This is a genomic window from Streptomyces sp. NBC_00091 (assembly GCF_026343185.1).
Taxonomy (GTDB): domain Bacteria; phylum Actinomycetota; class Actinomycetes; order Streptomycetales; family Streptomycetaceae; genus Streptomyces.
The window spans coordinates 741,721-761,939 of sequence record NZ_JAPEMA010000002.1; the positions used below are offsets into that span (position 1 = coordinate 741,721).

Annotated in this window: 19 protein-coding genes and 1 pseudogene; 9 read left to right on the top strand and 11 right to left on the bottom strand. The window is 73.5% G+C overall.

The window, feature by feature from the left end; genetic code table 11:
• Positions 1–5: 5 nt before the first annotated feature.
• A complete protein-coding gene (locus tag OOK34_RS31080) occupies positions 6–437 on the bottom strand; it encodes a hypothetical protein (RefSeq protein ID WP_267037498.1) in 432 nt (143 codons plus the stop codon).
• A 100-nt stretch (positions 438–537) separates the two neighbouring features.
• Here OOK34_RS31080 and OOK34_RS31085 point away from each other — a divergent pair, with 100 nt between their 5' ends.
• Positions 538–2,580, top strand: a complete 2,043-nt coding sequence (locus tag OOK34_RS31085) for an ABC transporter ATP-binding protein (RefSeq protein ID WP_267037499.1) — start codon at positions 538–540, stop codon at positions 2,578–2,580.
• A gap of 94 nt (positions 2,581–2,674) precedes the next feature.
• On the opposite strand, the gene OOK34_RS31090 is transcribed toward OOK34_RS31085, so the two are convergent.
• Both OOK34_RS31090 and OOK34_RS31100 read right to left on the bottom strand, forming a co-directional pair.
• Positions 2,675–3,535, bottom strand: coding sequence for an MBL fold metallo-hydrolase (locus tag OOK34_RS31090; RefSeq protein ID WP_267037500.1), 861 nt, complete (start codon positions 3,533–3,535; stop codon positions 2,675–2,677).
• Positions 3,536–4,245: 710 nt separating this feature from the next.
• Positions 4,246–5,211: a pirin family protein gene (locus tag OOK34_RS31100; RefSeq protein WP_267037501.1), complete on the bottom strand. Its 966-nt coding sequence runs from the start codon at positions 5,209–5,211 to the stop codon at positions 4,246–4,248.
• Between the two features lie 149 nt (positions 5,212–5,360).
• On the opposite strand from OOK34_RS31100, the gene OOK34_RS31105 reads away from it, so the two are divergent.
• The 6 genes from OOK34_RS31105 to OOK34_RS31130 all read left to right on the top strand — a co-directional run bounded on the left by OOK34_RS31105 (position 5,361) and on the right by OOK34_RS31130 (position 9,626).
• On the top strand, positions 5,361–6,557 hold the full coding sequence (locus OOK34_RS31105; protein ID WP_267037502.1) for a methyltransferase: 1,197 nt from the start codon (positions 5,361–5,363) through the stop codon (positions 6,555–6,557).
• A 40-nt stretch (positions 6,558–6,597) separates the two neighbouring features.
• A complete protein-coding gene (locus OOK34_RS31110) occupies positions 6,598–7,380 on the top strand; it encodes a MerR family transcriptional regulator (protein WP_267037503.1) in 783 nt (260 codons plus the stop codon).
• Positions 7,381–7,487: 107 nt separating this feature from the next.
• Positions 7,488–8,156: a DUF6230 family protein gene (locus tag OOK34_RS31115; RefSeq protein WP_267037504.1), complete on the top strand. Its 669-nt coding sequence runs from the start codon at positions 7,488–7,490 to the stop codon at positions 8,154–8,156.
• A complete protein-coding gene (locus OOK34_RS31120; protein WP_267037505.1) occupies positions 8,147–8,590 on the top strand; it encodes a DUF6114 domain-containing protein in 444 nt (147 codons plus the stop codon). Before OOK34_RS31115 ends, OOK34_RS31120 begins: the two co-directional genes overlap by 10 nt.
• The gene (locus OOK34_RS31125) at positions 8,580–9,230 is read left to right on the top strand and encodes a hypothetical protein (RefSeq protein ID WP_267037506.1); all 651 of its coding nucleotides are present in this window, start codon (positions 8,580–8,582) and stop codon (positions 9,228–9,230) included. The genes OOK34_RS31120 and OOK34_RS31125 overlap by 11 nt, the downstream gene beginning before the upstream one ends.
• A gap of 90 nt (positions 9,231–9,320) precedes the next feature.
• A complete protein-coding gene (locus tag OOK34_RS31130) occupies positions 9,321–9,626 on the top strand; it encodes a DUF2087 domain-containing protein (RefSeq protein WP_267037507.1) in 306 nt (101 codons plus the stop codon).
• Here OOK34_RS31130 and OOK34_RS31135 read toward each other — a convergent pair.
• Positions 9,599–10,363, bottom strand: a complete 765-nt coding sequence (locus OOK34_RS31135; RefSeq protein WP_267037508.1) for a metallophosphoesterase — start codon at positions 10,361–10,363, stop codon at positions 9,599–9,601. The genes OOK34_RS31130 and OOK34_RS31135 overlap by 28 nt on opposite strands.
• 210 nt (positions 10,364–10,573) lie before the next feature.
• Between OOK34_RS31135 and OOK34_RS31140 the strand changes: the two are divergent.
• A pseudogene (locus OOK34_RS31140) lies at positions 10,574–11,218 on the top strand (phosphoribosyltransferase); the annotation flags it as partial.
• Between the two features lie 174 nt (positions 11,219–11,392).
• A complete protein-coding gene (locus tag OOK34_RS31145; RefSeq protein WP_267037509.1) occupies positions 11,393–12,145 on the top strand; it encodes an SDR family NAD(P)-dependent oxidoreductase in 753 nt (250 codons plus the stop codon).
• A 57-nt stretch (positions 12,146–12,202) separates the two neighbouring features.
• Here OOK34_RS31145 and OOK34_RS31150 read toward each other — a convergent pair whose 3' ends face one another.
• From OOK34_RS31150 to OOK34_RS31180, 7 genes are all read right to left on the bottom strand, one after another.
• Positions 12,203–13,639, bottom strand: coding sequence for an NAD(P)/FAD-dependent oxidoreductase (locus OOK34_RS31150; protein ID WP_267037510.1), 1,437 nt, complete (start codon positions 13,637–13,639; stop codon positions 12,203–12,205).
• An 82-nt stretch (positions 13,640–13,721) separates the two neighbouring features.
• Positions 13,722–14,108, bottom strand: coding sequence for a co-chaperone YbbN (locus OOK34_RS31155; protein ID WP_267037511.1), 387 nt, complete (start codon positions 14,106–14,108; stop codon positions 13,722–13,724).
• Between the two features lie 243 nt (positions 14,109–14,351).
• Positions 14,352–15,791 (bottom strand): aldehyde dehydrogenase family protein, encoded by a 1,440-nt coding sequence (locus tag OOK34_RS31160; protein WP_267037512.1) that lies wholly within the window; start codon positions 15,789–15,791, stop codon positions 14,352–14,354.
• 155 nt (positions 15,792–15,946) lie between these two features.
• Positions 15,947–17,146, bottom strand: coding sequence for a thiolase family protein (locus OOK34_RS31165; protein WP_267037513.1), 1,200 nt, complete (start codon positions 17,144–17,146; stop codon positions 15,947–15,949).
• A gap of 427 nt (positions 17,147–17,573) precedes the next feature.
• Positions 17,574–18,629, bottom strand: a complete 1,056-nt coding sequence (locus tag OOK34_RS31170; protein ID WP_267037514.1) for a LacI family DNA-binding transcriptional regulator — start codon at positions 18,627–18,629, stop codon at positions 17,574–17,576.
• Positions 18,630–18,723: 94 nt separating this feature from the next.
• Entirely contained in the window at positions 18,724–19,032 is a 309-nt protein-coding gene (locus OOK34_RS31175; RefSeq protein WP_267037515.1) for a hypothetical protein, read from the bottom strand.
• 468 nt (positions 19,033–19,500) lie between these two features.
• On the bottom strand, positions 19,501–20,163 hold the full coding sequence (locus OOK34_RS31180; protein WP_267037516.1) for a GPP34 family phosphoprotein: 663 nt from the start codon (positions 20,161–20,163) through the stop codon (positions 19,501–19,503).
• Between the last annotated feature and the right edge of the window lie 56 nt (positions 20,164–20,219).

The following is a 20,219-nucleotide window of genomic DNA, read 5'->3' on the forward strand; positions in this document are numbered from 1 at the left end:
GCCGGTCAGCAGCCCGACCCGGGGGCGGGCGGAGCCGCGTCCAGCTTCCAGTGCCCCTTGTCCGCCTCCACGAGCGTCCACGCCGTGCAGGAGGGGGTACCGACGACGTCGACGCGCAGCGCGTCCCGGACCACCCGCACCGCGATCCGGTCCTCGGGGACGTCCTTGAGCTTGTCGAGGAAGCTCTCGGCGTATTTCTCGCCCGCCGTATCGTCCGTGAAGCGTTTCTGCAAGGCGTCCGTGTCGCCCTTCCGCAGCTCCCGCTGCACCGCCTCCGCGAGCCGTTGCGGGCTCGATTCGCTGCCGTCGTCCTCCGTGGCGATGGAGAAGCTGACGAAAATCAGCCACCCGGCAATCACGGCGAAGAACGCGACGACGCCCAGCCGCTTGCCGAGCACATGCCGTCCGGACCGGGACGTGGTGGTCAGCCGAGTCATAAGTCCCATTGAACTAAACACGACAGGACAGGGCACTCACTTTGAGACAGCGGCATTCAGGCGCTGACGAACGACACCGGAACGGGAGGCGCTGGGCCCAGTGACGTCCGATCAGGAGCAGACGAACGACGCCGAACGGGAACTCTTCGGGGGCCGCCTCCGGATGGATGAGGCGTCGGCCCGGCACGAGCAGGTGCCGCTGGAGATCCCCTTCCACAGGATGGCCGGCCGGGTCCCCGCGTTGCTGGCGCGGTCCGCCGCAATGGCCTGGGCGGTGGACCGCGTCTCCCTCGTCACCGTGGCCGTCGCGGAGGTGGGCCGCGGCACGGCCACGGCCTTCGGGCTGCTGGCCACCAACGAGGTACTGATCGACCTGTTCGCGGGCGGCCCGACGCCGGACCGGGTACGCGCCGCGCTGCCGTCCCTGCTGGTCGTGGCCGGTACGGCGGTAATCGTCGCGCTGCTTACGGCCGTGTCCGCGCTGGCGGTGGGTCGGCTGGAACCCCAGGTGGAGCGGGCCGCCTCACTCCGGCTGCTCTCCCACGCGATCCGGGTGGAGCTCGCCGACCTGGAGGACGCCCAGGTACGCCGGCTCCTGGAGACGGCCGAATACGGCACCGACGCCGCGCGCCGGCTGATCGGGCACGCCGTAGCCGTGCTCAATGGCTTGATCTCACTGGTCGCGGCCGCGTGGGTGCTGACCGTGCTGCACCCTCTCCTGTTGCCCCTGCTCCTACTCACCGCCATTCCCAAGGGATACGGCACAGTCCGCACGGCCCGCCGGGTCTACCGCAGCATCCAGCGCTGGCTCGACCACGTACGGGTGCGCAGGCGCCTGTCCGACCTGCTACTGGCCCCCGACCCGGCCCGTGAGCTCCGCGCCCACGCCGTAGGACCCCATCTGTTGCGGCGGTACCGGGAGCTCACGGATCAGTCCACGGCGGAGCAGAAACGGCTCGCGCTGGCCGCCGCCGGCACCGACCTGGCCGCCGGTGCCGTGTCCGGCGCCGCCACCGGGAGCACGTACGCCGTCCTCGGGCTGCTCCTGGTCTCCGGACACCTCCCGATGGCCGCCGCCGGCACCGCGGTGCTGGCCGTTCGCAACACCACGAGCCAGCTGTCCGGACTGGTGCGGAACGTCAACTACCTGTACGAGCAGTCGCTCTACCTCCTGGACCTGGACCGCGCGGTGGCCCTGGCCCGCGAGCGCGCCATTCCGGCCGGTGGCCTTCCGCTGACCGGACGGCCGACCATCCTGGAGCTCGACAACGTCTCGTTCACCTACCGGGGGCAGGCCGCCCCCGCGGTCACGGGCGTGAGTCTGCGCATTCCGCGCGGCAGCGTCGTAGCCCTGGTCGGGGACAACGGCTCGGGCAAGTCGACGCTGGCGAAGCTGATCGCCGGGCTCTACCTCCCGGACTCCGGCCAGCTCACCTGGGACGGCACCGACATCAGGGAGCTGGACCGCGACACCGTCTTCGACCACGTCGCCCTCGTCGACCAGGACTTCCTCAAGTGGCCCTTCACGGCCCGCGCCAATGTGACCCTGGGGCGTCCCGAACGCGCCCACGACGAGGCCGCCCTGCAGCGCTCCGCAGCGTTCGCCGACGTGGACGGCTTGATCCGAACGCTGCCCCGCGGCTGGAACACCCTCCTCGAACGCGGCTTCCACGGCGGCCAGGGCCTCTCCGGCGGCCAACAGCAGCGCTTCGCCCTGGCCAGGGCCCACTTCCGCGACGCGTCCGTCGTCATCGTCGACGAACCCACCGCGGCCCTCGACGCCGCCTCCGAGATCGAGGTCTTCCACCGCATACGCGCCCTGGCCGACAGCGGCCGCACGGTCGTCCTCATCACCCACCGCCTGGCGTCGGTGCGCTGCGCCGACACCATCTACGTCCTCGACCGGGGCAAGGTGATCGAACAGGGCGACCACGACGGCCTGCTGGCCGCGCAGGGCAGCTTCGCGGCGGCCTACCGCCTGCAGGCGGCACAGTTCCGGGACGGACCGGAACAGCCCCCGTACACCCGGGGCGGGCCGGACCACGTCGTGCCGGTCGCCCAGGCCCGCCGGTCCCGGGTGACCGGCACGACGACCGCATCCGGCGCTGGACAGGCGGCACCGCCCCCTGAGCGGTCGAGTTGATCCGCACCTTGGAAAGGGGCCGTAGACAGCGTCCTCGACGTCTACGCAACCAGAGCCCACGGGTGCCAGACCGTCGTCGATCAGCCGCTGCCGGTCAGTCCCGGTACACGAGGATGAACTCCCCGTAGGGGTGCGTGCCGTGGTCGTCCGCGGTCTCGTCGAGGGCCCTGCGCAGGGTGCGCAGATGACCCACGGTGAGCTGGAGCGGCGGCTCGTCCGGCTGGTGCGTGGTGCCGCGGGGGTAGTCCTCGCCCTCCGTGGTGGTCATCTCGATGTGGCAGCCGAGGACATGGCGGACCGGCCGGGTGGCGCAGAAGTCGAGCAGCCGGTCGACGGTGGCCGAGTAGGCCGTCCGGTCCTCGATGTAGAGGCGCCCGGGGTAGAGGGAGTCGCCGGTCAGCAGGAGGCCGGTGTGGCGGTCGTGGAAGACCACCGCAGCCCGCTGGTGACCGGGACCGGGGATCAGGTCGAGGATCCGCCCGCCCAGGTCCAGTGTGCCGGTGCGGTGCGGCCAGTCGGTGAGACCGAACGCGGCCGTGACCTCGTCCTGTCCGGGGCCCACGACCGTGGTGCGGGGCCGGTCCGCGAACTGTGGGTCCGCCGCGATGTGGTCGCCGTGTCCGTGCGTGTGGGCGACCAGCAGCGAGTACGCGGGCCTCGGATGGAGTTCCAGCCAGTCCGCGACGAGCCGGTCGACGGTCTCCCGCAGGGGGAAGTGGGCCGGGTTGGCGGACGCGCCCGTGTCGAGGAGCAGCGCCCGGTCATTGCCGAAGAGGAGGAAGAGGAACGGGGCTTCGTAGTGCACGGATTTGTTCTGGCGCAGGATCACCGTGTGTTCGGAGTAGGCGTGGACCTGGATCTCCGGGGCCGGGTCGTGCTTGGGGGAGGGCCAGCCCGCGTTCCAGACGACGTCGAGACTGCCTGCGACCGGGGCGCCCCGGAGAAAGTCGATCACATGTCCAACCTACCCTCGTCGCGGCGCCCGGGACGAGCGGCCGGACGATCCCGCACGGCCTTCGCGCACAGCCCCCACGCGCGGCCGGATCGCGTTTTCGTGGAGGCAGAGGCGTGTGTGCCGATGCGGCGGCATCGACCGCCGAACCGGGCCCTCGCCGTGACGGAGGAGGGCGGAACACGTCCGCACCAGGTCCCACGGCCGACCCGCGACGCCGAACGGCGGCCCTCACCGCAGCGCCGGCCTACTCCGTGCTGCTCACCGGGCGCGGACCCGCCGGCCTTGGGGGCGGGGGAGGACGTGGACGCGCTGCGCAGGTCTGCCGTCGTGGCGCCCACCAGGGCCACGGCTCCGAGGCAGAGCAGGCCGCCACTGACGAGGGCCGCCGTCCCTGATGCGGCGTCTGCCACGAGGCCGCCGCGCAGGTTGCCGATGTCGGGCCCGGCCTGTCCCACGATCTGTTCGGCCGCACTGACGCGGCCGAGCAGTTCCTGGGGTGTGTGCATCTGGACGACGGTGCTCCGCGAATGACCGGGGTGCGGCCCAGGAAGGCCAGGCCGTCCGCAACCCCCCGCAAGCCGGGCCGGGCGGGCTCGACTCCGGGGGTCATCCGCGGCAGGCCGAAGCCCCGTAGAACGCGGCGACGAACGTCACGGCGGAATGCTCACCCCTGACCGTGTTGAGACTTCCCATATCAGAGACTTCGCAGGTCAGCGGAGCCTCCCCCGCGGCTTCAAATGGGTTGGCGGGAGCTCCGGTGCCGGAATCGGAGGGCCGTCGTACCCCTTCACTTCGCCGAAGCGCGTCCCATTCGTCCACGCCTCGCGGGCCTGTGCGATGTCCTCGTGGGAGCGGCCGATCCAGTTCCAGAACATGACGATCTCCTCCTCGAAGGGTTCGCCGCCCAGCAGCATCAGGCCCGCGTCCGAGGACGCGCGCAGCGGGAGCTCGGTGCGGCCGCAGCCCAGGTAGAGCATCGAGCCCGGCAGGACCGGGACGCCGTCGACGTGGGTCTCGCCGGACATGGACAGGACCGCGTACTCGAAGTCCGGGTCCAGGGGGAGGCTGGTTTCGGTGCCCGCCGCGAGGGCGAGGTCGGCGCCGACGATGGGGCTGTACGCCGTACCGGGCGAGGTCGCCGAGTCGAGGCTGCCCAGGATGACTGTGGCGGTCAGGCCGGGGGCCGTGACCCGGGGGAGGTCGGCGTGGTGCTGGAAGTTGGGTGCGGCGTCACGGTGGGCGTCGGGCAGGGCCACCCACAGCTGGGCGCCGTGCAGGAAGCGGGCGTGCGGGCGCGGGCTCTCCTCGGAGTGGCTGATGCCCCTGCCGGAGGTCATCAGGCCCAGCTCGCGCGGCCGGATCGTGGCGAGGCTGCCCTCGCTGTCGCGGTGCAGCACCTCGCCCTCGTGCAGCCAGCTCACGGTCTGCAGCCCGGAGTGCGGGTGGGGCGCGACCTGCATGCCGGGTTCGTCGGCGATGTCGTCCGGGCCGTAGTGGTCGACGAAGCACCAGGCGCCCACCATGCGGCGGCCCAGGTTCGGCAGGAGTCGGCGGACCTCGGTGGATTCCCCGAGCCTGACCGTGCGCGGGCTGAGGAGCTCGCGCACCGGCTCGGCCACGACGAAACCGCGGCCGCCACAGGTGGAGAGAGCGGGCTGGCGATCGAGATTGCTCATACCGCACAACTTAGCCCCGAGGGGTCCGCTCCCCGCTGCTCCTTTGCCCGGATGGTTACGCCGATCCGTGCGCGGAATGTCCCGGCGCGGGCCGGGGCCGGAGCGGCCGGCCGCCCCACCGGCGCCGTCTCGGCTAGCCTGGGTTCCATATGAACCGCCTGACCACGCCTTTCGGCTCCTACGAACTCACCCGCTTCCCCTCCGACCCGCGCGACCAGCTCCGCGCCTGGGACGCCGCCGACGAGTACCTGCTGCGCCACCTCGACGCCGGTACCGGCGAGCGCGGCCCGGTGGACCTGGCCGGCGCCGGGCAGATCACGGTCGTCGGCGACCGCTGGGGGGCGCTGACGACGGCCCTGGCCGCGTACCACCCCACCCAGATCACCGACTCCTCGCTGACCCGCGCCGCGACCGAGGGGAACCTGGACCGGGCCGGGATCGGCACCTCCAAGTCCACGGTGACCCTGCTGACCACGCAGGACGCGCCGCCCGCGCGGATCGACGTACTGCTCGTCCGGGTCCCCAAGAGCCTGGCGCTGCTGGAGGACCAGCTGTACCGGCTGGCGCCGCACGTGCACGCGGGCACCGTGATCGTGGGCGCCGGCATGGTCAAGGAGATCCACACCTCCACGCTGCGCCTCTTCGAGAAGATCCTCGGGCCGACGAAGACCTCGCTCGCGGAGAAGAAGGCCCGGCTGATCTTCTGCACTCCGGACGCGTCCACCGCCCCCGGGACCACCCCGTGGCCGGTGACGTACACGGTGGACGAGGAGGGCGGCTCGGGGGCCGGGCTGACCGTGGTCAACCAGGCCGGGATCTTCTGCGCGGACCGCCTCGACGTGGGGACGCGCTTCTTCCTCCAGAGCATCCCGACCAACACCAACGGGGCCCGGGTCGTGGACCTGGGCTGCGGCAACGGCGTCGTCGGCACGGCCGTGCAGGTCGCCGACCCGGACGCCGAGGTCGTGTTCACCGACGAGTCGTACCAGGCGGTCGCCTCCGCGCGGGCCACCTACGAGGCCAATGTCCGCCCGGGCCGGCGGACGGCGGAGTTCCTGGTCGGCGACGGGGTGGCCATGCTGCCGCCCGCCTCGGTGGACCTGATCCTGAACAACCCGCCCTTCCACTCCCACCAGGCGACGACGGACGCGACGGCGCTGCGCATGTTCGCGCAGTCGCGCAAGGCGCTGCGCACGGGCGGGGAGCTGTGGGTGGTCGCCAACCGTCACATGGGCTACCACACCCACCTGCGCCGCCTCTTCGGCAACAGTGAAGTCGTCGCGAGCGAGCCGAAGTTCGTGGTGCTGCGGGCGGTCAAGCGCGAGGCGCGGCCCCGCCCCGTGTGACCTGCCGGTTTACCCGCCGGTACGTCCTACACTCGGCCGCGTGAGCAGCGAGGGGCAGACGGACGGCGGGGCGGACGGGCAGGCCGGCGACCGCGGGGGGCAGCGGCGCTACCGCCGGGAGGACGTGGCCCGGGCGGCCGGGGTCAAGGTGCGCAACCTGCGCTACTACCAGGAGCGCGGGCTGCTGCCGCCGCCCCGCCGGGAGGGCCGGATCGCCTGGTACTCAGACGACCACCTGACCCGGCTGCGGCTGATCAGCGATCTGCTGGGGCGCGGGTACACGGTCAACGGCATCGGCGAACTGCTGGCCGCCTGGGAGCAGGGCGGCGGGCTCTCCCAACTCCTGGGCCTGGAGCGGGAGATGACCCGGGACTGGGTGCAGGAGGAGCCGGTGACCATGACCCGGGCCGAGCTGCGCGAGCTGTTCGGCCCGGGGGCGACGGCCGAGCACACCCGGCGGGCGGCCGAGCTGGGCTACGTACGCCTCGACGGGGACCTGGTCACGTATCCGAGCCGGCGACTGCTGGAGGCGACGGTGGCGCTGGTGCGGCAGGGGGTGCCGCTCGGGGAGATCCTGGACGCGGGGGACTTCGTACAGGTCCAGGCGGCGGCGCTGGCGGACCGGTTCGTGGCGCTGTTCCGGCGGCACGTGATCGGCGCGGAGGGACTGGGGCCGCTTTCGGCCACCCAGCTGGATCACGTCCGGGAGGCGGTGGCGGCGCTGCGGCCGGTGGCGGGCGAGGTGGTGGCCACGGAGTTCGCGCGGGCGATGGGGCGGCGGGTGGAGGCGGAGGTCGCCGAACTGCTGCGTACGGAGCAGTAGGAGTCGGCCTAAAGGGTGCGCTCGCACAACCTTGCCAACCACCATTGGCACTCTTACATTCAACTCGTCGGTAACAAAGGTGCACAGCCGGGATAAGGGACCATCTCATGGCAGATTCACCGAACTTATCGGAAACCGGATCCGGGTCCGCGGCCGAACCGCCCGGCGACGAGCTCGCCAGAGAGGGCGGCCGGGTCCGCTGGCGCAGGTTCGCCCTCCTGACCGCGCCCGCCGTGGCCGTGACCGCCGGCCTCGGCATCGCCCTCGCGCAGGGCGCGCTCGCCGCCTCCTTCGCGGTGTCGGGCCAGCAGTTCAAGGTGTCGGCGAAGAGCCTGGAGGGCGAGGGCTTCGCCCAGTACGGCAGCGTCGATGTCAACGCCCGCCAGGAGCTGATCCCGGTGGCGGTCACCGCCATCAAGGAGGCCAAGCTGCACAGCCTCTGCCAGTCGGTGGTCACCACCCTCCCGGTCGTCGGGGACATCTCGCTCAATCTGACCGCGGGTCAGAAGGCCCCCGTCGAGGCCTCCAACCTGTTCGTGGACGCGACCCAGCTCGCCGGTGACGCGGAGTTCACGAACATCGAGATCGGGCGCGACGCCTCCACCCTGGACAAGGGCCCGGCGGAGGCGCAGGGCATGCAGGACCTCTTCGCCCAGCAGGCGGACAAGGTCACCATCAGCAATCTCCAGCAGACGGCGTGGGCGACCAACGCCGGCACCTTCAAGCTCTCCGGGCTGAGCATGGACATCAGCAAGGGCAAGAAGGAATGCTTCTGAGCCGCTGGCGGCGGTGGCGGCGCGGCAGGCCCTTCTGGGGCGGCCTCTTCGCCGTCCTGGCCGGGGCGTGGATCTGCGTACTGCCGCTCGCACCGCTGAAGATCATGCTCCAGCAGGGGGTGGCGGGCATCCCGTCCGTCCTGATGGGCCTCGTCATGATCGTCCTCGGTCTCACCGCCTGGTTCTCCCCCGCACAGCGCACCCTCGCCGGGATCCTCACCACGCTCGTCGCCACCGCCGCGCTGGTCATGTCGAACCTCGGCGGGTTCCTGATCGGCACCCTGCTCGGCATCCTCGGCGGCGGGATGATCTTCGCCTGGCAGCCGTACGCCGCCCCGCGCGCCGGGGGCTCCGCCGCCCCCGCCGGCCCGCCCCCGCCGGGGACTCCCCCACTCCGCACCCCGATCCCCAAGGAGCACAGCCATGAGCCGTAAGCGCACCGCGCTCGCCCTCGGGACGGCGGCCGCGGCCGCCCTGACGGTGGCCACCGCCACCGCCACCGCCGCGCCGTTACCGATGGCCGGGTCGACCACCGTCACCCCGGCCGGGCACGCCTTCAAGGCCACCCTCAGCGGGAAGGCCACCCTCAAGGCCGGTTCGGTCACGGTGACCTGCACGGTCTCCGTCTCCACCGGTACGGTGCCGGCCGCCCCGGACAACCAGAACCCGGCCGGGCCGGTCGCCTCGCCCATCTCCCCGCCGACCTACAGCTCCTGTACGTCCAGCATGCCGGGGGTGACCCCGACGGTGACGACCAGCGGCTCCTGGTCGGTGTCGATGCAGAACGGCTCCCCGGTCACCGCGACCATGACGGTGCCGACCGGCGGGCTCGTCCTGCACACCACGGGCCTGGCCACCTGCACCGTCACCGCCGCGCCCAGCGCCCCGGCGAACGTCCCGGGCAGCTGGGCCAACGGCGCCCCGTCGAGCCTGACCTTCACCAACGCGACCGTCCCCGTCACCGTCACCGGCGGCTTCGGCTGCCCGACGAGCGCGACCTCGTCGACCTTCAACGCCGTCTACAAGGTCACCGACACCACCGACCCCGCCCAGCAGATCACCGTCACCCCCTGACAGCCGCAGGGCGTCGTCCCCGTTCCCCGGTCCGCCGGGGGCGGGGAAAACGCGTTGCGGGGCGCGGCGGGCCCGGGCGAAGCTCGGGCCATGTCACAGAGCACCGAGCAACAGGAACACGCGGACCAGCGGAGCCGGCGCGGGGTCGCCGACCTCTTCTCCGGCGGGCGCCTGATCGCCGTCCCGCGCAAGGCCGCCCGGCGCGAGCAGCTGCTCGCGCACCTCACCGAGACCCTGTTCGCCCCGGACCGGGAGTACTCGGAGCCCGAGGTGAACGACGCGCTGCGGACCGTGCACGAGGACTGTTCCGCCCTGCGCCGCTACCTGATCACCTCGGGTCACCTCACCCGGACCAGGGACGGCAGCAGCTACCGGCGGGCGACGACCACCCGGTAATGCGTCGTCAGCCGCCCGTCGTCGCCCAGCACGTGGAAGGCGACGGCCGGCGGCTCGTCCAGGTGCACGTGGTGGTCGGGGCCCGACTGCGCCTCCCACGGGAGCCGCAGGGTGGAGACCACCCCGGGCGCCACCAGCAGTGGGCGGCCCGCGAAGGTGGTCGCCGCCGCCGTGTGGGCGTGCCCGCACAGGAAGGCGCGCAGGTGGGGGTGGCGTCCGGCCAGCGCCGCGAGGCGTTCCTCGCCGAACTGGCGGATCCCGTCCACGTACGGGGTGTGCAGCGGGACCGGCGGATGGTGGAAGGCGACCAGCACGGGCACCTCGTGCGGGGTGTCCGTCAGTACGCCGTCGAGCCAGGCGAGGGTGGAGTCCTCCAGGTACCCGTGGTGTTCGCCGGGGACCGAGGAGTCGCACACCGCCAGCACGAAGCCCTCGCCGCGCAGCACCTGGTCGACCGGCCCGGCGGAGGGCTCCTCCTCGCCCAGCATCCCCCGCCGGAAGGCGAGGCGCTCGTCGTGGTTGCCGGGGCAGATCACCACCGGGTGCCGGGAGGTGAGCAGCTTGCGGGCCTCCTCGTACTCGGCGGGCTCCGCGTGGTCGGCTATGTCCCCGCTGACCAGGACCGCGGCGAGGTCGTACGGGAGGGCGTCCAGGTACTCCACGACGGCGCGGGTGCGCTCGGCGGCCCGCGGGCCGCCGTCGAGGTGGACGTCACTGAGCTGCGCTATCACGATCACGGGCGGTTGCTCCTTCGTCGCCGGCACGGGTCGCCCCGGCACGGCGCGGACGATCGGCCACGGCCGCGGCGGGGACGGTCCGTTCAACCTATCGAACGTGATCTTCGGTGCGCGGGCGGCCCGGAGCCGCGCGGGCCGTACCGCCTCCGGTTGCGCGCGGACCGGGGATGGGGTTCGTTCGAAGGGGGCGCGCGGGATGGGGTGCATCGCATGGTCTTCACCGATCGCGTCTTCGGCGACCGCGCGGACGCGGGACGGCATCTCGCGGACGCGCTCGGCCATCTCCGGGCCGAGGACCCGGTCGTCCTGGGCCTGCCGCGCGGCGGGGTGCCCGTGGCCTTCGAGGTGGCGCGGGCGCTGGGCGCGCCCCTGGACGTGATCGTGGTCCGCAAGCTCGGGGTACCGCACCACCGGGAGCTGGGTTTCGGCGCCATCGGCGAGGGCGGGGTGCGGATCATCAACGAGGACATCGTCGCCCTCAGCCGGGCCTCGGCGAAGGAGCTGGCCGAGATCGAGCATGCCGAGGAGGCGGAGCTGGAGCGGCGGGCCCACCGGTTCCGCGAGGGCCGGCCGCGCGTGCCGCTGGAGGGCCGGACGGTGGTCGTGGTGGACGACGGGATCGCGACCGGTGCCACGGCCGCGGTCGCCTGCGAGATCGCCCGCGCCTCGGGTGCGGCACGAGTGGTGCTGGCCGTTCCGGTGGGGCCGCCGGAGGCGGTCGCCTGGCTGCGCGGGGCGGCGGACGAGGTGGTGTGCCTCTCCACGCCGCCCGCGTTCCGCGCCGTCGGGGAGTGGTACCGGGACTTCGCGCAGACCCCGGACGAGGAGGTGGTCGCGGTGCTCGCCGAGGCGGCGGGCGGGGCGCGGCCGCCGGAGCGACCGGAATCCGAGTGATCTCCGCGCGCCGGCGTGGTGGGATGGCCGTGCCCGGGTCACCGGCCCGGCGACCGCCACCGAAGGAGTCCTGATGCCCCTGCCCACGACCGTCCTCCCGCTCCGAGCGGACGCCCCGTCCCCGGCGGTGGCGATATGAGCCGGGGCGTACTGGTCACCGGCGCGTCCCGGGGCATCGGGCGCGCCGTCGCCGCCGCGTTCGCCCGGCAGGGGGACCGCGTCGCCGTGCACTGTTCCACCCGGCACTCCGACGCCGAGGAGACCCTGGCCTCCCTGGACGGGGAGGGCCACGTCCTGGTCAGCGGGGACCTCGCCGATCCGGCGCGCGTCGAGGCCCTGGCCGCCGAAGCCGCCGAGGCCCTCGGCGGGGTGGACGTCCTCGTGAACAACGCCGCCGCGATGGTCCCGCACCCGCTGCCCTCCACCTCGTACGCGGACTGGCAGGCGGCCTGGCAGCGCACGGCCGCGGTGAACCTGTTCGGCGCCGCCAACCTCAGCTACTGCGTGGCCCGCCGGATGATCGACGACGGGCGGAGCGGCCACATCGTGAACGTCGGCTCGCGCGGCGCGTTCCGCGGCGAGCCCGACCACCCCGCGTACGGCGCCACCAAGGCCGCCCTGCACGCCTTCGGCCAGTCCCTGGCGGTCTCCCTCGCGCCCCACGGGATCGCGGTGGCCTCCGTGGCGCCGGGCTTCGTCGCCACCGAACGGGTCTCGGACCGGCTCGGCGGCGCGGAGGGCGAGCAGATCCGCGCCCAGAGCCCCTTCGGCAGGGTCGCGGCGCCGGAGGAGATCGCCGCCGCCGTGCTCTACCTGGCCTCGCCGGCGGCCGTCTGGAGCTCGGGCACGGTGCTCGACGTCAACGGGGCCTCGTACCTGCGCACATGAGCCCGGCGGGCCGCAGCGGGCAGCGGCGGGCCGCGGTGGGCTGCGATGGGCTGCGGGTCAGCCCCGGTAGGCCTCCAGGAGCCGCAGCCAGACCTCGCTGATGGTGGGGAAGGCCGGAACCGCGTGCCACAGCCGGTCGATCGGGACCTCCCCCACCACGGCGACGGTCGCCGCGTGCAGCAGCTCGGCGGCGCCCGGTCCCACGAAGGTGGCGCCCAGGAGCACCTCCCGGTCGAGGTCGACGACCATCCGGGCCCGGCCCCGGTAACCGTCGGCGTACAGGCCCGCGCCGGAGACCTTGCCGAGGTCGTAGTCGACGGCGCGGACCCGGTGGCCGGCCCGCTGCGCCTCGGCGAGGGTGAGGCCGACCGCCGCCGCCTCCGGGTCGGTGAAGACGGCCTGCGTCAGGGCCTCGGTGTCGGCGGTGGCCGCGTGCGCGCCCCAGCGGGCGGTGTCGGGGGCCGGGGTCCCGGGGCCGGCCGCGCGGGCGGCGATGGCGGCGCCGGCGATGCGGGCCTGGTACTTGCCCTGGTGGGTGAGGAGCGCGCGGTGGTTGACGTCCCCGACGGCGTACAGCCAGTCGTGGCCGGTGACCCGGCAGCTCTCGTCCACGCCGATCCAGTCGCCGGGCGTCAGCCCGACCGTGTCCAGCCCGATGTCCTCGGTACGGGGCGCGCGGCCGGTCGCCACCAGCAGTTCGTCGCCCTCCAGCAGCTCGCCGCCCGCCAGGACCGCCGTGACCGGGCCGGTCGGGCCGTCCCGTACGACCGCCTCCACGCTCACCCCGGTACGGACCACCGCGCCGGCCTCGGCCAGCGCCTCGGTGACCAGCTCCCCCGCGAAGGGCTCCATCCTCGGCAGCAGCCCGGAGCCCCGTACCAGGACGGTGACCTGCGAACCGAGGGCCTGCCAGGCGGTGGCCATCTCCGCGGCCACCACGGAGCCGCCGACGATCAGCAGCCGGCCGGGCACCCCCCGGGCGGAGGTGGCCTCGCGGCTGGTCCACGGCCCGGCCCCGGCGAGCCCGGGAACGTCCGGGATCACGGCCCGGGTGCCGGTGGCGACGACCACGGCGTGCCGGGCGGAAAGGACGTGGTGCACGTCCTCGGGGCTGGTGACGGCGACCTTGCGGATGCCGTACAGCCGCCCGTGTCCCCGGTACAGGTGGGCTCCGATGGAGTCGAGCCAGTCGAGCTGGCCGTCGTCCTTCCAGTGGCCCGTCCAGTAGTCGCGGTGCGCGAAGACCGCCTCGGCGTCGAGCGGCCCCCGGACGGAGTCCGCCAGCCCGGGGACCCGGCGGGCGTCCGCGCGGGCGAGCACCGGGCGCAGCAGGGCCTTGCTGGGCACGCAGGCCCAGTACGAGCATTCCCCGCCGACGAGTTCGCTCTCCACCAGGGCCGTGCTCAGCCCGGCGGCGCGGGTCCGGTCGACGATGTTCTCGCCGGCCGGGCCCCCGCCGAGCACCACGACGTCGTACTCCACGGCTTCGGTCATGCGGTCCAGTGTCACCGCAGCCCGGGGGCCGCGTCCGGCAATCGCAGGCCTCCGGCGTGCCGGGGGCCTGCGATCGCGGGTCCTACTGCTGCTGCTCCTGCTGCTGGTCCTGCTGGTCGGCGGCGATCTTCGCCCGGACCTCGTCCATGTCGAGGGCGCGGGCCTGCCCGATGAGGTCGGCGAGCGCCGGCTCCGGCAGGGCCCCGGGCTGCGCGAAGATCGCCACCTGGTCCCGGACGATCATCAGCGTCGGGATCGAGGTGATCTGGAAGGCCGCGGCCAGCTCCTGCTGGGCCTCGGTGTCCACCTTGGCGAAGACCAGGTCGGGATTGGCCTCCGCGGCCTTCTCGTAGACGGGGGCGAACTGAAGGCACGGGCGGCACCAGCCCGCCCAGAAGTCGATCAGTACGAACGGGTTCTCGCCGACCGTCCGGTCGAAGTTCTCCTTGGTGAGCTCGACTGTAGCCACGGTGTCCAGACCTCCTGTTTGCTGCGTGTCCTGCTGCAACGACCGACCGCCCCCGCCGCATTCCGGGCGGCTTCCCACGGTGCTAGTGCTGTGGCCGGAAAGGTTTGCCGGGTCGCGGCGTCCGGTGCGGTGCATCGCAAGGCGGAGGACCGCGTCTCGTACTGGACGTACTTGCGCGGTCCGACAACGCAGCGAGGTGCCGTGCCGGGCGCCGTGACCCGGTGAACCTTTCCGGTCACAGCACTAGAACGGGTGGCCCGGCGGGGTGGTGCGGGCGGTGGTCCAGCGCAGTTCGGTGAAGGCGTCGAGGTTGGCCTCGCCGCCGAACCGGGCGCCCGTACCGGAGACCCCGACCCCGCCGAAGGGGGCCACCGCCTCGTCGTTCACGGTCTGGTCGTTGACGTGCGCGATCCCGGTCGGGATGCGCCGCGCCAGCTCCAGGCCGTGGGCCGCGTCACCGGTGACGATGCCCAGGGACAGCCCGTACGGGCCCGCCGAGGCCAGCTCCACCGCCTCGTCCTCCGTCGCGAAGGACCGTACGGGCGCCACGGGGCCGAAGACCTCCTCCGCGTAGGCGGGCGTGTCGTCGGCCACGCCCGCCAGCACGGTCGGCCGGTAGAAGAGGCCCTGGTGGGTGCCGCCCGCGACGAGTTTGGCGCCCTGCTCGACGCTGGCCTCGACCAGGCCGTGCACCCGCTCCAGCTGGGTCCGGTCGAGCAGCGGGCCCAGGTGGACCCGCTCGCGGTGCGGGTCGCCGACGGCGAGGGCCTCCGCGCGGGCCGCGAGCCGCTCCACGTACTCGTCGTACAGCGAGGCGTGGACGAGGTGGCGTCCGGCCGTCATGCAGATCTGGCCCTGGTGGAAGAAGGAACCCCAGGAGGCCTGTGCGACGGCCGCCTCGACGTCGGCGTCGGCGAGCACGACGAGCGCGGAGTTCCCGCCCAACTCCAGGTGCGCGCGCTTGAGGTGACGGCCCGCCAGCTCCCCCACGGCCCGGCCGGCGGCGGTGGACCCGGTGAAGGAGATCACGCGTACCCGCGGGTCGGCGACCACCGCGGCGCCCGTCCCGGCCCCGCCGGGCAGTACGTGCAGCAGCCCGGCCGGGAGTCCGGCGGCGGCGAACACGGCGGCCAGGGCGAGGCCGCCGCTGACGGCGGTGCGGGGGTCCGGCTTGAGCAGGACCGCGTTGCCGAGCGCGAGGGCGGGGGCCACGGAGCGGATCGAGAGGATCAGCGGGGCGTTGAACGGGGCGATCACCCCGACCAGCCCGGCCGGTACGCGGCGGGTGAAGGAGAGCCGGGGCGCCTCGCTCTGCAGCACCTGCCCGGCCGGGCGCGAGGCCAGCGCGGCGGCCTCGTAGCACTCCTGGGCGGCCACGTGCAGTTCGAAGTCCGCCTTGCCGGGGACGGACCCCGACTCCCGGACCAGCCACTCCCGCAGCTCGGGCGCGTGGGCCGCGAACAGGTCCCCGGCGCGGCGCAGCACGGCCGCCCGCTCCAGGTGGGTGGTCCCGGCCCAGTCGCGCTGCGCGGCCTGGGCCCGTACGGCGGACTCCGCGACGTCGGCGGGGGCGGCGAGGTCGAGGGTGGCGAGGGTGCGACCGGTCGCGGGTTCGAGGACCGGGGCCGTACCGCCGGTGAGTGTGGGTCCGTCCTGCCAGAGTGTCGGGTCGAGCAGCGGCATGGCGCGGGGCCTCCGGGTGGGGGTGGGGCGGGGCGGGGGGCGGCAGCAGGCGCCATCGTGCCAGACCGGGGGCAGCACTTCTGTTCAGTTATTGGGCAGTTGACGGGACCCCGTGACCGGAAATGATCGGCGGGGTCCCTCCTCGCGGGCCGGGGTCAGCGCTCCAGGACCAGCGCGATGCCCTGGCCGACCCCGATGCACAGCGCCGCCATGCCGGTACCCGAACCGGCCGCCGCCAGCTGGTGCGCGACCGAACCCGCCAGCCGTGCGCCCGAGGCGCCGAGGGGATGGCCGATGGCGATGGCGCCGCCGCGCGGGTTGACCACGGCCGGGTCCAGTTCCGGCCAGGCGGCGAGACAGCCCAACGCCTGAGCGGCGAAGGCCTCGTTGAGCTCGAAGGTGGTCAGGTCGGCGAAGGTGCGCCCCGCCTTGGCGAGGGCCCGCTGCACGGCGTCGACCGGGCCGAGGCCGAAGAGCTGCGGCTCGATGCCGGTGACGGCGGAGGCGCTGATCCGGGCGAGCGGCTCGCGGCCCGTGGCGGCCAGCCCCGCCTCGTCGGTGAGCAGCAGGGCGGCGGCGCCGTCGTTGAGGGGGGAGGCGTTGGCGGCCGTGACCGTACCCGAACCGTCCGTCCGGAAGGCCGGCTTGAGCCGGGCGAGCGCCTCGGCGGTGGAGCCCTCCCGGATGCACTCGTCGCGCGTCAGGTCCGCTCCGGGGTAGGGGACGACCTCGTCGTCGTACAGCCCGGCGGACCAGGCGGCGGCGGCCTTGCGGTGGCTCTCCAGGGCGAAGGCGTCCTGTGCCTCGCGGGTGATGCCGTGCTTCTCGGCGACGAGTTCGGCGCCTTCGCCGAGGGAGCCGGTCCACTCGGCGGGCATCCGGGGGTTGGTCATCCGCCAGCCGAGGGTGGTGGACCACATCTGCTGGTGCCCGGCGGGGAAGGCGCGTTCGGGCTTCTGCACCACCCAGGGGGCGCGGGTCATCGACTCGACCCCGCCGGCGATGGCGACCGAGGCGTCGCCGAGCGCGATGGCACGGGCCGCCTGGATCACGGCTTCGAGGCCGGATCCGCAGAGCCGGTTGACGGTCACGCCGGGTACCGTCACCGGAAGCCCGGCGAGGAGCACCGCCATCCGCGCGACGTCGCGGTTGTCCTCGCCCGCGCCGTTGGCGTCGCCGAAGACGACGTCGTCGATGCGGGCCGGGTCGAGGTCGGGCGTACGGTCCACCAGCGCGCGCACGACGTGCGCCGCGAGGTCGTCGGGCCGGACCCCGGCCAGTGCCCCGCCGAACTTGCCGATCGGGGTGCGGACGGCGTCGACGACGTAGACGTCGCGGACGGTGCGGATGCTCATGGGGTCTCTCCTGGGCGGATCCGTACGGGCGGCGGCGCGCCGGTGCCGGTGTGGGCACCAGGCACCCCCGGGCACGCCCGGTGGGGCGCGCCCGCAGTCTCCGCCGCCACATCACCGCCTGTCAACGGCCTCGGGGCCGGGGTGGCTGCGGGTGGGTCGGGGGGGGGGGCGGGGTGGGGTGCCGTCCGGGACGGGCTTCGATGTTCGGCGCCCTGGCTCTGCTTGGTCTGCCGGGCGGTGCCTCGCGCCGAATTCATCTCGTTTTAGTCCCGGACAACACCCCACCCCGCCCCCGCCCCCTTACGTCGCAGCCAAACTCCGCCCCGCCGCACCATCCAGCCCCGCCGGCGTTTGAGGCGCGGGGTCCGGGGCGCTGCCCCGGGGAACGGGCGAAGGGCGGGTAGGGGACCCAGCCCCGCAGGGACGGTCAGGTCGACTCCCGGTCGACCGCCACCGCGGCCATCAGGTCGTACCGCTCCGTAATCTCCGAAGGAACCCGCACGGCCGCATCCACCAGCCCCGCCAGCCAGTCCCCCGTCGGCATCTCGATCCGCACCGTGCTCAGCCTCGGCCGCAGCAGCCGCCCGATGAGCAGGTCGTCGGCGCCCATCACGGCCACGTCCTCGGGGATCCGCAGGCCCGCGTCCTCGAGGGCCCGCATCAGCAGCATCGCGTACTCGTCGTTGTACGCGAACACCGCGTCCAGTCCCAGCGACCGCCACCGCGCGGCCAGCGCGGCCGCCGACTCCTCGGTGTAGGCCATCGGCAGCGCCCGGACCTCCGCGCCCGGCACCGACCCGGCCCCCGCCAGCCGGGGCGCCGAGAACAGCTCCAGCCCCGCCTCCTGCGGGACGACCACGCCGATCCGGCGCCGGCCGCGCTCCACGAGGTGCTCGGCGGCCCGCGCCCCGACCTCCGCCTGGTCCATCACCAGGGCGTGCGCACCCGCCACCCCGACCGGCCCCAGCGTGATCACCGCGCGCGCACCGGCCCGTTTGAGGGTGGCGATGTTGTGCGGGGACAGGGCGATCTCCCCCAGGGAGATCACCGCCACCGGCCGCAGCTCGGCCCAGGCCCGGGTGGCCTCGTCCCCGGTGAGGCCGAGGCTGCCGTACTGGACCACCGTGTAGTCCAGGCGGCGCAGGGCCCACTGGAGTTCGTTGAGGAAGGTGCTGTAGAGCGGCCCGACCGGCACGTGCGAGGTGGGCAGCAGCACGATGCGGGTGTGGCCGGCGCGCAGGCTGCGGGCGGCGGCGTGCGGTACGTAGCCCAGTTCCTCGGCGGCCTCGCGGACCCTGCGCCGCGTCGGCTCGCTGATGCGCACGGCTTCGGCGTTGTTCAGGACGTACGAGACCGTCGCGCGCGAGACGCCCGCGAGGCGGGCGACGTCGGCGCTGGTCGCCGCGGGCGCCGGTGGCGCGGGAGGAGGTGTCGGCGGGGTGGCCGGCGTCCGCCGGCCCGGCGGGTTCGATGAGTGAGACATGGCCGTGGCATCTTTCCAGACCGGTTGCGCCCGAGGGCTGGCGGATGGCCGGAATCGGCTGCTACACAGTGGTTACACGATTCATTGACACGTGTCACTTCGCATTCGCTGCCCAGGAGGGCACCGCGGCCTCTTCCTCCCCCCGCACCGGCACCGTCTCGGACCCCCTCCCGGACGCGGCCTGCTGCCGCTGCTGCTCGTCGGCAACACCGCGATGTACGCGCTCTACGTCGGCGTCGCCGGCATCCCGCTCGCCCTTCAGGTCGAGCGCGTCGACCCGGCGGCGAAGGTCGCGAACTTCGGCCTGATCGCAGGGGTTTCCGCGGTCTTCGCGACGGTCTTCAATCCGGTCGCGGGCGCCCTGTCCGACCGCAGCGGCCGGCACGATCCTGCTGATCACCATCGCCTGGTGCCTCGGCCAGGCCGTGATGAACGTCTACCAGGCCGCCCTCACCTCCGTGGTCCCCGACCGGGTGCCGGTGAGCGCCCGGGGCAAGGCCTCGGCGGCGGTCGGGCTCGGGCTGCCCTTCGGCTCCGTCCGGCTACCTGGTCTTCGGCGCGGTCGTCGCGGGCTCGGCGGTCCTGTTCACCGCCTGCACCCGCGAGCCCCGGCTCCCGGCGCGCGCTCCCCCCGCCCGCAAGGGCGCAGCCGGCCGCCTTCGCTTCCAGGGTTGGGTGCAGCCACGGGCGGAGCCGAACGGCACGCCGTGCTAGTGCTGTGGCCGGAAAGGTTTGCCGGGTCGCGGTGTCCGGTGCGGTGCATCGCAAGGCGGAGGACCGCGTCTCGTACTGGACGTACTTGCGCGGTCCGACAACGCGGCGAGGTGCCGTGCCGGGCGCCGTGACCCGGTGAACCATTCCGGTCACAGCACTAGACGCAGGCGGTGATCGCGGCGACGGTGACCACCAGCATCGCCGCCTGCATGTCGCGGATGGCGGTGCGGATGCCCTCGGCCGCCCACTGCCCGGCCGCGACCTCCTCCATCCGCGCGACGACCTGCTTGCGCGGGCTGTCGGGGAAGGCCAGGCGGTGCAGCTTGGCGGAGTGGACCAGGGCGATGAGGCTCGCCGTCCGTACGTCCGGCTCCGCGCCGTCCAGTACGACGGCCCGGAGCCGGTCGCGCAGTTCGCGCTCGACCGCGCCGTCGGCCTCCGGGTACCGGCGTATCGGGAACATGCCGAGCGCCTTGTGCTTCTCCTCCACCACCACGCCCCGCGCACACAGGCTCTCGAGGGTCGCCGTGACGGCCTTGGGCTGGTCCTTCGTCAGCCATGCCGTCACCCGGCGCCTGCCGCGCCCGCGCAGCAGCCAGGGCTCGATCAGTGCCGTGCGGCTGTCGAGCAGCGGGTCCCCGGTGGGAGCCGTGTCCGTCATTTCGAGGAACTTGCCGTCGACGGAGACCCGCCCGGCCAGGACCAGTTCGAGCAGGATGCCCCCTGCCACCGCCCAGCTGGCCGCCTGCCGCTGTTGCGCCGATCCGGACTCGTCGTCCAGGGACAGCAGCATGATCTCCTCGGCCAGTGTGATCGTCATTCCGGTACCCCCGCACGCTCTGTGGTCATTTCTGAATATTCAGACGCGCGGGCGCC

Excerpts from the sequence above, each read along its gene's own strand:
- OOK34_RS31080 (WP_267037498.1), bottom strand. The coding sequence starts at position 437 with ATGACTCGGCTGACCACCACGTCCCGGTCCGGACGGCATGTGCTCGGC.
- OOK34_RS31100 (WP_267037501.1), bottom strand. The coding sequence starts at position 5,211 with ATGAGCAATCTCGATCGCCAGCCCGCTCTCTCCACCTGTGGCGGCCGC.
- OOK34_RS31105 (WP_267037502.1), top strand. The coding sequence starts at position 5,361 with ATGAACCGCCTGACCACGCCTTTCGGCTCCTACGAACTCACCCGCTTC.
- OOK34_RS31115 (WP_267037504.1), top strand. The coding sequence starts at position 7,488 with ATGGCAGATTCACCGAACTTATCGGAAACCGGATCCGGGTCCGCGGCC.
- OOK34_RS31120 (WP_267037505.1), top strand. The coding sequence starts at position 8,147 with ATGCTTCTGAGCCGCTGGCGGCGGTGGCGGCGCGGCAGGCCCTTCTGG.
- OOK34_RS31125 (WP_267037506.1), top strand. The coding sequence starts at position 8,580 with ATGAGCCGTAAGCGCACCGCGCTCGCCCTCGGGACGGCGGCCGCGGCC.
- OOK34_RS31130 (WP_267037507.1), top strand. The coding sequence starts at position 9,321 with ATGTCACAGAGCACCGAGCAACAGGAACACGCGGACCAGCGGAGCCGG.
- OOK34_RS31145 (WP_267037509.1), top strand. The coding sequence starts at position 11,393 with ATGAGCCGGGGCGTACTGGTCACCGGCGCGTCCCGGGGCATCGGGCGC.
- OOK34_RS31150 (WP_267037510.1), bottom strand. The coding sequence starts at position 13,639 with ATGACCGAAGCCGTGGAGTACGACGTCGTGGTGCTCGGCGGGGGCCCG.
- OOK34_RS31160 (WP_267037512.1), bottom strand. The coding sequence starts at position 15,791 with ATGCCGCTGCTCGACCCGACACTCTGGCAGGACGGACCCACACTCACC.
- OOK34_RS31165 (WP_267037513.1), bottom strand. The coding sequence starts at position 17,146 with ATGAGCATCCGCACCGTCCGCGACGTCTACGTCGTCGACGCCGTCCGC.
- OOK34_RS31170 (WP_267037514.1), bottom strand. The coding sequence starts at position 18,629 with ATGTCTCACTCATCGAACCCGCCGGGCCGGCGGACGCCGGCCACCCCG.
- OOK34_RS31175 (WP_267037515.1), bottom strand. The coding sequence starts at position 19,032 with ATGGTGATCAGCAGGATCGTGCCGGCCGCTGCGGTCGGACAGGGCGCC.
- OOK34_RS31180 (WP_267037516.1), bottom strand. The coding sequence starts at position 20,163 with ATGACGATCACACTGGCCGAGGAGATCATGCTGCTGTCCCTGGACGAC.